At 64.8% G+C, this 10,531-nt stretch carries 11 protein-coding genes and 1 pseudogene; 10 read left to right on the top strand and 2 right to left on the bottom strand.

Annotated elements, in window-relative coordinates:
• Positions 1 to 235, bottom strand: a pseudogene (locus tag ACTWP6_RS19380) (amidohydrolase family protein); the annotation flags it as partial.
• 264 nt (positions 236 to 499) lie between these two features.
• Between ACTWP6_RS19380 and ACTWP6_RS19375 the strand changes: the two are divergent.
• Genes ACTWP6_RS19375 through ACTWP6_RS19345 form a run of 7 tightly spaced genes read left to right on the top strand, consistent with a single transcriptional unit; the run spans position 500 to position 6,347 of the window.
• Entirely contained in the window at positions 500 to 1,042 is a 543-nt protein-coding gene (locus tag ACTWP6_RS19375; protein WP_443188535.1) for a carboxymuconolactone decarboxylase family protein, read from the top strand.
• Positions 1,043 to 1,047: 5 nt separating this feature from the next.
• Positions 1,048 to 2,385: an aromatic ring-hydroxylating oxygenase subunit alpha gene (locus tag ACTWP6_RS19370; protein ID WP_260754510.1), complete on the top strand. Its 1,338-nt coding sequence runs from the start codon at positions 1,048 to 1,050 to the stop codon at positions 2,383 to 2,385.
• Positions 2,378 to 2,707: a hypothetical protein gene (locus tag ACTWP6_RS19365; protein ID WP_260754511.1), complete on the top strand. Its 330-nt coding sequence runs from the start codon at positions 2,378 to 2,380 to the stop codon at positions 2,705 to 2,707. The genes ACTWP6_RS19370 and ACTWP6_RS19365 overlap by 8 nt, the downstream gene beginning before the upstream one ends.
• A gap of 2 nt (positions 2,708 to 2,709) precedes the next feature.
• Positions 2,710 to 3,987: a metal-dependent hydrolase family protein gene (locus tag ACTWP6_RS19360; RefSeq protein WP_260754513.1), complete on the top strand. Its 1,278-nt coding sequence runs from the start codon at positions 2,710 to 2,712 to the stop codon at positions 3,985 to 3,987.
• On the top strand, positions 3,971 to 4,402 hold the full coding sequence (locus ACTWP6_RS19355) for a nuclear transport factor 2 family protein (RefSeq protein ID WP_260754515.1): 432 nt from the start codon (positions 3,971 to 3,973) through the stop codon (positions 4,400 to 4,402). Before ACTWP6_RS19360 ends, ACTWP6_RS19355 begins: the two co-directional genes overlap by 17 nt.
• Positions 4,399 to 5,532 (top strand): acyl-CoA dehydrogenase family protein, encoded by a 1,134-nt coding sequence (locus ACTWP6_RS19350; protein ID WP_443188534.1) that lies wholly within the window; start codon positions 4,399 to 4,401, stop codon positions 5,530 to 5,532. The genes ACTWP6_RS19355 and ACTWP6_RS19350 overlap by 4 nt, the downstream gene beginning before the upstream one ends.
• Positions 5,533 to 5,546: 14 nt before the next feature.
• A complete protein-coding gene (locus ACTWP6_RS19345; RefSeq protein ID WP_443188537.1) occupies positions 5,547 to 6,347 on the top strand; it encodes an acyl-CoA dehydrogenase family protein in 801 nt (266 codons plus the stop codon).
• Positions 6,348 to 6,426: 79 nt separating this feature from the next.
• Here the strand turns inward: ACTWP6_RS19345 and ACTWP6_RS19340 are convergent, their stop codons facing one another.
• Positions 6,427 to 7,209: an enoyl-CoA hydratase gene (locus tag ACTWP6_RS19340; protein WP_443188533.1), complete on the bottom strand. Its 783-nt coding sequence runs from the start codon at positions 7,207 to 7,209 to the stop codon at positions 6,427 to 6,429.
• Positions 7,210 to 7,357: 148 nt separating this feature from the next.
• Between ACTWP6_RS19340 and ACTWP6_RS19335 the strand changes: the two genes are divergently transcribed.
• The 3 genes from ACTWP6_RS19335 (at position 7,358) to ACTWP6_RS19325 (ending at position 10,400) form a co-directional block, all read left to right on the top strand.
• Positions 7,358 to 8,077 (top strand): TetR/AcrR family transcriptional regulator, encoded by a 720-nt coding sequence (locus ACTWP6_RS19335; RefSeq protein ID WP_260754518.1) that lies wholly within the window; start codon positions 7,358 to 7,360, stop codon positions 8,075 to 8,077.
• Between the two features lie 237 nt (positions 8,078 to 8,314).
• Complete coding sequence (locus ACTWP6_RS19330; RefSeq protein ID WP_443188532.1) at positions 8,315 to 9,526, top strand: cytochrome P450; 1,212 nt, start codon at positions 8,315 to 8,317, stop codon at positions 9,524 to 9,526.
• Between the two features lie 37 nt (positions 9,527 to 9,563).
• Positions 9,564 to 10,400, top strand: a complete 837-nt coding sequence (locus ACTWP6_RS19325; RefSeq protein WP_443188531.1) for a mycofactocin-coupled SDR family oxidoreductase — start codon at positions 9,564 to 9,566, stop codon at positions 10,398 to 10,400.
• Positions 10,401 to 10,531 lie beyond the last annotated feature (131 nt).

The raw sequence follows: 10,531 nt of genomic DNA, 5'->3' as shown, positions 1-10,531 counted from the left end.
CATCGAGCCCCTGCGGCTCCAGGCCGTACTCCTCTTTCGGCCGGCCCGCCACCGCATTGAGCGCCACGTTCGGGATCACCACATCCCGGAACTGCCAGGTATCACTGCCATCCGGGTTGTGCACCAACCGCGGCGCCTCATCCAAATACCTGCGCGGCAGATGATTCTTGAACATGTCCGGCGGCTCGACGATGTGATCATCCACGCTGATCAAAATCATGTCGTCCTTGTTCACGGTGGCTCTCCTTCCGCCCCTGGGCTCCCACCCCGGGACATGCGGTCTCGGCCTTATGTTCTCCTTCTAAGGAAACTAGCTTCTCCAAGAGCGAGAATCAACGTTCAGTAGCGACATTCACGCTGGCAGATCGCGCCAACCGGGGCTCCCGCAGCATCCGCCGTCCTACGCGTGCGAGCTGCTGCGTTGACGACACACGGGAAAAGTGGAAATCTATTGGCGAAATATGAGAACCTGATTCTCATGAGTGAGAGGAGGTCGGCGGTGAGAGTGGCCCCACTGCCCGCAGACCAGTGGGACGAGGCCGTCGACAACGCGCTGTCGGGCCTGATGCCGCCGGAGATGCGCAACCCGGACTCAGCAGGCAACCTCGTCGCCACGCTGGTGCGCCATCCAAAGCTCACGAAGGGATTTCTGCGGTTCAACTTCCATCTGCTCTATGGCTCCACCCTGCCCGCCCGGCTGCGCGAACTCGCCGTGTTGCGCGTCGCCCATCTGACCAAGTGTGAGTACGAATGGCGCCACCACGTCGGCATGGGACTCGAGGCCGGCCTGACCGAGGACGTCATCGCCGGCATCGAACGCGGCGAGGCGGCCGACGCACTTGACCGCGCGGTGCTGGCCGCCGTCGACGAACTGCACCACGACTCCGTCGTCTCCGATTCCACCTGGACAGTCCTGTCCGCCCGTCTTGACGAGCGCCAACTGATGGACCTCGTCTTCACGATCGGCTGCTATGGCTCATTGGCCATGGCTATCAACACCTTTGGCGTAGAGCCAGACTCCAACATCGAAGCAGAAAGGTAGCCACCGTGGCATTTTTCAAGAAGCCCGACGTCGGCAGCTGGACCGAGAACTGGCCCGAACTCGGCACAGCACCGGTCAACTACGAGGACTCGATCGACCCCGAGCACTGGAAGCTGGAGCAGCAGGCCATCTTCCGCAAGACATGGCTGCAGATGGGGCGCATCGAACTCGTCCCCAAGAAGGGTCGCTACATCACCCGTGAGCTGCCATCGGTCGGCCCAGGTGTGTCGATCATCATCGTCAACGACGGCGAACAGATCCGCGCGTTCTACAACCTGTGCCGCCACCGGGGCAACAAGCTGGTGTGGAATGACTATCCCGGCGAGGAGACGTCCGGCACCTGCCGCCAGTTCGTCTGCAAATACCACGCCTGGCGCTACGACCTCCAGGGCAACCTGACGTTCGTGCAGCAGGAGCAGGAGTTCTTCGACCTCGACAAGGCCGACTATCCGCTCAAGCCGGTGCGCTGCGAGGTGTGGGAAGGCTTCATCTTCGTCAACTTCGACGACAACGCCGTCTCGCTTGAGGAGTATCTGGGCGAGTTCGGCCAGGGCCTCAAGGGCTACCCGTTCCACGAGATGACCGAGCACTACAGCTACCGTTCGGAGATCAAGTCGAACTGGAAGCTGTTCATCGACGCGTTCGTGGAGTTCTACCACGCTCCGATCCTGCACATGAAGCAGGCGGAGAAGGAGGAGGCCGAGAAGCTGGCCAAGTTCGGCTTCGAGGCGCTGCACTACGACATCAAGGGCGATCACTCGATGATCTCGTCCTGGGGCGGAATGAGTCCGCCGAAGGACCTGAAGATGGTCAAGCCGATCGAGCGGATCCTGCACAGCGGCCTGTTCGGCCCGTGGGATCGACCGGACATCAAGGGCATCCTGCCCGACGAGCTGCCGCCGGCGATCAACCCTGGCCGCCACAAGACCTGGGGCCAGGACTCGTTCGAGTTCTTCCCGAACTTCACGCTGCTGTTCTGGGTGCCGGGCTGGTACCTGACCTACAACTACTGGCCCACCGGCGTGGACACCCACATCTTCGAGGCCGACCTGTACTTCGTACCGCCGAAGAACCTGCGCGAGCGGCTCTCTCAGGAGTTGGCCGCGGTGACGTTCAAGGAGTACGCGTTCCAGGACGCGAACACCCTCGAAGCGACGCAGACGCAGATCGGCACCCGTGCCGTGCTCGATTTCCCGCTGTGCGATCAGGAGATCCTGCTACGCCACCTACACCACACCGCCCACAAGTACGTCGACCGGTACAAGGCGTCTCTGGCCAACGGGCACGGGTCCTCGAACGGCGAACACGCCTCCGCAAGCGAGAAGGAGTCCGCACATGCCTAAGCTGCCGGAAGAGTTCGCCGATCTGGAACGGTTCTCGGACTGGTGCCTGCCCACCGAAGAGGAGCGCTACCAGAAGCGGTTGAATTCCACGATGGAGGAGATGCAGGAGCTCTACGACGCCGGCATGGCACGGCTCGAAGACATCATGGTGTACGTGGACGCCCGCTTCCCGCTCGCCTCGATGCCCGACGACGCCAAAGCGCTGGTGCACCTGGGACAGTCGATCGTGATGGTCAGCTTTCCGATCGAGGTGTGGAAGCAGCCGCGCGTGCTCGACAGCGGCGCGGCCTACATCAAGCTGGTCAAGGAGCCGGTGGTCTAGGCGTGCCCCCACCACCCCCAGAGTCCGATGCTCTTCGCGCAAGCGGCTCATCGACCACTCTCAGAGCCGCGGGTTACGTCGACGTCGACGCCGGCGAGATCGTCCGGCCGGGCGTCATCCATGTCGCCGACGGACGGATAGTCGGCCTCGGCGGTGATACACCGGAAGGTTCAACCGAGATCGATCTGGGTGACTCGATCCTGCTGCCCGGTTTGATGGACATGGAGGTCAACCTCCTGATGGGCGGGCGCGGAGAGAACCCGGGCCTGTCTCAGGTGCAGGACGATCCCCCGACCCGGGTGCTGCGTGCGGTGGGAAACGCCCGCCGCACGCTGCGTGCCGGGTTCACCACCGTCCGCAACCTCGGGCTGTTCGTCAAGACCGGCGGATACCTGCTCGACGTCGCCCTCGGTAAGGCGATCGACGCCGGCTGGATCGAAGGCCCGCGCGTCATCCCGGCCGGTCACGCCATCACCCCGACCGGCGGCCACCTCGACCCGACGATGTTCGCGGCGTTCATGCCCGGCGTGCTCGAGTTGACCATCGAGGAGGGCATCGCCAACGGGGTCGACGAGATCCGCAAGGCGGTGCGCTACCAGATCAAGCACGGTGCGCAGCTGATCAAGGTGTGCTGTTCAGGCGGTGTCATGTCACTGACCGGAGAGGCCGGCGCACAACACTATTCGGACGAGGAACTGCGCGTCATCGTGGACGAGGCACACCGCCGCGGGTTGCGGGTCGCGGCCCACACCCATGGCGCGGAGGCGGTCAAGCATGCCGTCGAGTGCGGCATCGACTGCATCGAGCACGGCTTCCTGATGGACGACGAGGCCATCCAGATGCTGGTCGACAACGACCGCTTCCTGGTGAGCACGCGCCGACTGGCCGAATACATGGACGTCTCGAAGGCACCGCCGGAACTGCAGGCCAAGGCCGCGGAGATGTTCCCGAAGGCGCGGACGTCGATCAAGGCCGCCTACGAGGCGGGGGTGAAGATCGCCGTCGGCACCGACGCACCGGCGATTCCCCACGGCAAGAACGCCGACGAGCTCGTCACCCTCGTCGACTGGGGCATGCCACCGGCGGCGGTGTTGAAGGCAGCGACCGTGGTGGCCGCGGACCTGATCAACAAGTCCGACTCGCTCGGCCGCCTCGCCGAGGGATACCTTGCCGACATCGTCGCGGTACCGGGCAACCCACTGGACGACATCGGCGTTACACGCAACGTCAACTTTGTAATGAAGGGCGGTAAGGTCTACCGACATGAGCAACCGCACTGAGGATCTCGTCGAGATCCAGCAGCTCCTTGCGAAATACGCGGTCACCATCACCCAGGGTGACATCGACGGACTGATGTCGGTGTTCACACCGGATGGCACCTACAGCGCGTTTGGCTCGACCTACACGCTGGCCCGCTTCCCCGAGTTGGTGGACGCCGCGCCCAAGGGCCTGTTCATGACCGGCACCTCCCTGGTCAACCTCGACGGCGACGATCCGGACAAGGCGACCGGCACCCAGCCGCTGTGCTTCATCGAGCACTCCAAGCACGACATGCGGATCGGCTATTACAACGACACCTACGTCCGCACCGAAGGCGGCTGGCGGCTGAAAACCCGTGCCATGACGTTCATCCGGCGCTCCGGGGAGCACGACTCCGGGCGCCCGCACGCGATCGGGAGGCCCGAAGCCGGATGACCGTCTCCGCCGACATCTCGAGCCCGTCCGAATTCCGGTCGCAGTTGACGGCCTGGCTGGACGAGAACGATATGACCCCCGCGACCGAAGATCACTCCCTGCAGGGGCACATCCGTCAGTTCGCCTGGGTGCAGCGCGCGCTGTACGACGCCGGCTGGAGCCGCTACGGCTGGCCCGAGCAGGCCGGCGGCCTCGGCGGTCCGGCGCTGCTGCGGGCCATCGTCGGCGAGGAGGTGGTGGGCCGGCGGCTGGCCGAGCCGGGACCGTACTCGATGCTCGAGGTGCTGGCACCGACCATGATCGACTACGCGCCCGAGGAACTGGCTGCCGAGATGGTGCCCAAGCTACTCAGCGGCGAAGAGCAGTGGTGCCAGGGCTTTTCAGAGCCCGGCTCGGGCAGCGACCTGGCGTCGCTGACCACGCGCGCGGTGCAGCAGGGCGATACGTGGGTCATCAACGGCCAGAAGGTGTGGACGAGTTTCGCCCAGTACTCGCACCGGTGCATTCTGCTCACCCGCACCGGCGACGCGGACACTCCCGATCACCAGGCCATCACCGCGTTCTTCGTCGACGTCGACACTCCGGGCATCTCCGTGCGGCCGCTGCGCACGATGCACGGCGTCGACGAGTTCTGCGAGGTGTACTTCGACGACGTCGTGGTGGATGGCGGGCGCATGCTGGGCAGGCCCGGTGACGGCTGGCAGCTGGCGATGGATCTGCTGCCTTATGAACGCTCGACGTGTTTCTGGCAGCGCATCGCGTACCTGTACTCACGGTTCGACGCGCTCGTCGAGGAGGTGAAGAGGCAGGGTCAGGGCGTCGACCAGGACATGGGCGAGGCCTATCTGGCGTTGCACACGTTGCGGTGCCGGTCGCGGGCCACCCAGCACCGGCTGGCCGACGGACTCAAACTCGGTCCCGACACCTCCATCGACAAGGTGCTGCTCGCCGGGGCCGAGCAGCGGCTCTACGACACCGCACGCGATCTGCTGCCGGGCGCCGTCGAACTCGAGGACACCGAATGGCGCACGGAGTACCTGTATTCACGTGCGGCGACCATCTACGGCGGTACCGCCGAGGTACAGCGCAACATCATCGCGCGCCGGTTGCTGGATCTCGGGAAGGAGTGAGGATGGCACCCCAGATGGACGAGGGCTCACTCGACATGCTCGAGGTCTCCCTGCGCAAGACCATGTTGGCGAAGTCCGGCCCGGATCTCGATGCGGCACTGGCCGACATGGGCTGGGCCGAAATGCTGTCCGAGGCGGCCGAGCAAGCCGTCCCGCTGGTGTTCCGGCTGTTGGGCGAAACCGGCTCGCACGCCTCGGTTCTCGTCGACGTGGTGCTGCACGCCACCGGCAACGCGATCGGCGACACCGTCGAGCTTCCGTTGCCGTATGCCGGCAATACATGGGTGGTGTGGGACCGAATCAGCGCGGACAGCCTCGAACCCACCCTCGGTGGCCTACCGCTGCGCCGTGAGGAGGAGGGCTATCCGATCCGGGTGGCCGAGGCGCGGGTGGCGGTCGGCTGGTGGCTGGTCGGTTCGGCCAGAACGATGTTGAGCCTGGCCCGGCAGCATGCGCTGGACCGGGTGCAGTTCGGCAGGCCCATCGCGTCGTTCCAGGCCGTCCGGCACCGCCTCGCCGAGACGTTGGTGGCCATCGAGGGGGCCGAGGCGACACTGCGCCTTCCCGGGGCCGACAACCCCGATCTGACGGCGCTGCTGGCCAAGGCCGCCGCCGGAAAGGCTGCGCTGACGGCTGCCAGAAACTGCCAGCAGGTGCTCGGAGGTATCGGCTTCACCGAAGAACACGACCTGCAACTGCACGTGAAGCGTGCCCTGGTGCTCGACGGATTGCTCGGCAGCTCAAGGGAGCTCACGCGGCGAGCGGGCGCCGGCCTGCGGGCGCGCGGTTCGGCTCCCCGGCTGGCCCACCTCTAGATTTCCTGTGCCGTGTGTGTTTCCAGCACGAACGGCTACAGACACGCATTGCTCGCAGACGGGGCCGCGGGCGCTGCCACTACGTGATGTTGGCCTTCATCTCGTCGAGGTTCACCAGCACCGGCCATCCCCCGACGCTGAGCGCGTTGCCGTGGCCGGTCTGGTGGACGTCGAACACCGACTGGATCGCCGCGTAGAACCCCTGCACGTCCAGCGTCTGGTTCACCGCCCGCTTGGCCTGACGCAGCGCGAACGGCGGCATTGTGGCGATCTGCTCGGCGAGAGTTCGGGTCTCGGTATCGAGCTGATCCCGGGGCACCACGCGGTTGACCATGCCCGTGGCCGCCACCTCGTCGGCTGACATCGCCCGGCCGGTGAACAGGATCTCCTTGGCCTTGCGGGGCCCGAGTTCCCAGGTGTGCCCGTGATATTCGACGCCACCGATACCCATCAGCACCACCGGGTCGGAGAACTGAGCGTCATCGGCGGCGATGATCAGGTCACACGGCCAGCACAACAGCAGGCCGCCGGAGATGCAGCGGCCCTGGACGGCCGCGATGGACGGTTTGGGCACATTCCGCCAGCGCAGCGTGTACTCGAGGTAGCGCCTGGCCTCGTGCTGGATGATGAATTCCAGCGTGATCTTGTCCGGCACGGGACCGCCACCGCGCAGATCGTGCCCCGCCGAGAAATGCTTGCCGTTGGCCCGGAGCACGATCACCGACACGTCGCTGTCCTGGGCCGCCCGCGTCCACGCCGCGTCGAGTTCGTCGAGCAGTTCCGGGTTCTGCGCGTTGGCGGCCTCCGGCCGGTTCAGTGTGATCGTGGCGATCCGGTCGCTGACGTCGTAGTCGATGTACACGGGACTCCTCGGGGTTCGGGAGCGGAAAGAAGTCGGCCGGCCCGGTGCGCATCTGGGCCTTCTGTTATCACCAAAATGAGAATACTATTCTCATGGTGAGGAAGTTACAATCTCGGACACGTCCGCCGAGGGAGGGTCGAGGACCGCTATGGCAAGGCGTTCTCCGGTACAGTCAGTTCATGTTCTCCCCAATCGGTCTGCGTCTGAGCCTGCGGTGACCAGCCCCAGCGAAGAACCTGCTTGGAAGCAGCGTGCGGTCGAGCGTTCGATCAAGACAGCCAAACTGCGTGCGGCTCAACGCGTGCAGCGGTTTCTCGACGCTGCCCAGGCGATCATCATCGAGAAGGGCAGCACCGACTTCACGGTCCAGGAGGTCGTCGACCGCTCCCGCCAGTCACTGCGCAGCTTCTACCTGCAGTTCGACGGCAAACACGAACTTCTTCTGGCGCTCTTTGAGGACGCCCTCAGTCGCTCTGCCGACCAGATCCGCGCCGCCACCGCCGGCCACGAGGACCCGCTCGAACGACTGAAGGTCGCCATCCAGCTGTTGTTCGAATCGTCCCGGCCGGACCCGGCTGCCAAGCGTCCGCTGTTCACCGATTTCGCACCGCGGTTGCTGGTGTCACATCCCTCTGAGGTCAAGGTGGCCCACGCCCCGCTGCTGGCGTTGCTCACCGAGCTGATGGAGGAAGCCGGCGCGGCCGGACAGCTCCGCGAGGGCATCAACCCGAAGCGAATGGCCGCGATGACGATGCAGACCGTGATGTTCGTGGCGCAGTCCAGCGGAGACGTCGATGAAAACGCCGCGCACCCCATTACCGCGGACGAGGTGTGGGACTTCTGCGCCCACGGCTTCGCCGCCGTCTGAGACGAGAGTCACCCTCTTGCCGGCCTAGAGGCCGGCTCACTTTTTCGCGCAAGCACGTTTTCCTCGGCGACCCGATCTTGACGCTGCTCATTCCATGAGAGGACAGTTCTTCTCAACGGAGAGGAGTAATTGCGTGGGGCGAGTCTGCCATTGACACTCGCGTACCGGCAATGACAAAGTTGTGAGACAAATTGCAGCCCGATGTCTTACTGAGACTGATCCAGCGAGAGGGACACCGTGACGATCAGCGCCGACAACTCCGACGTGCAGGACGCCGATACCGCAGCGCAGTTGTACTACGACCCCTACAGCGTCGACCTCAACATGAACCCATACCCGGTATTCGCCCGCATCCGGGAAGAAGCGCCGCTGTATTACAACGAGAAACACGACTTCTACGCGTTGAGCCGGTTCGACGACGTCAACAAGGCGATCATCGATCACGAAACGTTCATCTCCGGACGGGGCGCGCTGCTGGAGATCATCAAGTCGGGCATGGAGATCCCGCCGGGCACATTTATTTTCGAGGATCCGCCGATCCACAACATCCACCGCAACCTGCTGTCACGGATGTTCACCCCGCGCAAGGTGCACGCGTTGGAACCGCAGATTCGCGAGTTCACCGCCCGCTGTCTCGATCCGCTGGTCGACACCGGCCGCTTCGATTTCGTCAACGATCTCGGCGAGCAGATGCCCATGCGTGTGATCGGCATGCTGCTCGGGATTCCCGAGGAAGATCAGCGCCGGGTCACCGATCACGGTGAGGCCACTTTGCAGAGCGAGCAGGTTGACCTGCTGGCCACCGGCGAAGTCTTCGCGGAGTTCATCGACTACCGGACCAAACATCCGTCTGACGACATCATGACCGACCTACTCAACGTCGAGTTCGCCGACGAGACCGGCACCGTGCGCCGGTTGACCCGCGACGAACTGCTGATGTATCTGACCGTCGTCGCCACCGCTGGGGCCGAGACCACCACCCGACTGATCGGCTGGGCCGGAAAGACATTGGCCGACTATCCCGATCAGCGTCGCGAGCTCGTCGAGAACCCGGAACTGATCCCCGCCGCGGTCGAAGAGATCCTGCGCTGGGAGCCGCCGGCCTTGCAGGTGGCCCGCTACGTGGCGCGCGACACCGAGTACTACGGCCAGAAGGTGCCTGCCGGCAGCGCCATCCTGCTGCTGGTCGGGGCGGCCAACCGTGACCACCGCCGCTTCGCGCCCGACGGCGACGTCTTCGACATCCATCGAGAACTACGCTCGCACCTGACCTTCGGCGCCGGAACACATTTCTGCATGGGCAACGCCCTCGCCCGGCTGGAGGGCCGCATCGCCCTGGAGGAGATCCTCAAGCGGTTCCCGTCCTGGGAGGTTGACTGGCCCAACGCCCGTCCGTCACAGACCACGGCGGTCCGCGGCTGGGAATCCATGCCCACCTTCGTCTCTTGATTCCGAACAACCCACCACCACAAAAGGATTGAACGACATGGCAGGACGTGTAGAAGGCAAGGTCGCTTTCGTCACCGGTGCGGCGCGCGGGCAGGGACGCGCGCATGCCGTCCGGCTGGCCGAAGAGGGCGCCGACATCATCGCCGTCGACATCTGCAAGCAGATCGACAGCGTGCTGATCCCGCTGTCCTCGCCGGAGGACCTCGCGCAGACCGCCGATCTGGTCAAGAACGCCGGGGGCCGCATCCACACCGCCGAGGTCGACGTGCGTGACTTCGACGCGTTGAAGGCCGCCGTGGACGCCGGCGTGGAGGAGTTCGGCAGGCTCGACATCATCGTCGCCAACGCCGGCATCGGCAACGGCGGGCAGTTGCTGCACGACACCGGTGAGCCCGACTGGGACGACATGATCGGCGTCAACCTGTCCGGCGTCTGGAAGACCGTCAAGGCCGGCGTCCCCCACATCCTCGAAGGTGGCCGCGGCGGCTCCATCATCCTGACCAGCTCGGTCGGCGGTCTGAAGGCCTATCCGCACACCGGCCACTACGTCGCCGCCAAACACGGCGTGGTCGGCCTGATGCGCACCTTCGCCGTCGAACTCGGCGCTCAGAACATCCGCGTCAACTCCGTGCACCCGACCAACGTGAACACCCCGCTGTTCATGAATGAGCCGACGATGAAGCTGTTCCGCCCCGATCTGGAGAACCCGGGCCCTGACGACATGAAGGTCGTGGGCCAGTTGATGCACACCCTGCCCATCGGGTGGGTGGAGCCCGAAGACATCGCCAACGCGGTTCTTTTCCTGGCGTCCGACGAGGCGCGTTTCATCACCGGTGTCACACTGCCGGTCGACGGCGGCAGCTGCCTGAAGTAACCGACGCGAGTGACCGAGCCCCGAACTGCCGTCCGAGCAGGACAAGTGGCTGCGGTACCGCGCATACGTCTGCGGCTGACGCATTCGGCGAAACCACCGTGATCATGAGGCGCGAGTGGTTGCATATCCGT

The organism is Mycobacterium sp. 4D054 (assembly GCF_052245755.1).
Taxonomy (GTDB): Bacteria; Actinomycetota; Actinomycetes; order Mycobacteriales; family Mycobacteriaceae; genus Mycobacterium.
Note: the sequence above shows the minus strand (reverse complement) of the source record. Positions and strands in the feature narration are given on the sequence as shown.

Excerpts from the sequence above, each read along its gene's own strand:
- ACTWP6_RS19365 (WP_260754511.1), top strand. The coding sequence starts at position 2,378 with ATGCCTAAGCTGCCGGAAGAGTTCGCCGATCTGGAACGGTTCTCGGAC.
- ACTWP6_RS19355 (WP_260754515.1), top strand. The coding sequence starts at position 3,971 with ATGAGCAACCGCACTGAGGATCTCGTCGAGATCCAGCAGCTCCTTGCG.
- ACTWP6_RS19350 (WP_443188534.1), top strand. The coding sequence starts at position 4,399 with ATGACCGTCTCCGCCGACATCTCGAGCCCGTCCGAATTCCGGTCGCAG.
- ACTWP6_RS19345 (WP_443188537.1), top strand. The coding sequence starts at position 5,547 with ATGGACGAGGGCTCACTCGACATGCTCGAGGTCTCCCTGCGCAAGACC.
- ACTWP6_RS19335 (WP_260754518.1), top strand. The coding sequence starts at position 7,358 with ATGGCAAGGCGTTCTCCGGTACAGTCAGTTCATGTTCTCCCCAATCGG.
- ACTWP6_RS19325 (WP_443188531.1), top strand. The coding sequence starts at position 9,564 with ATGGCAGGACGTGTAGAAGGCAAGGTCGCTTTCGTCACCGGTGCGGCG.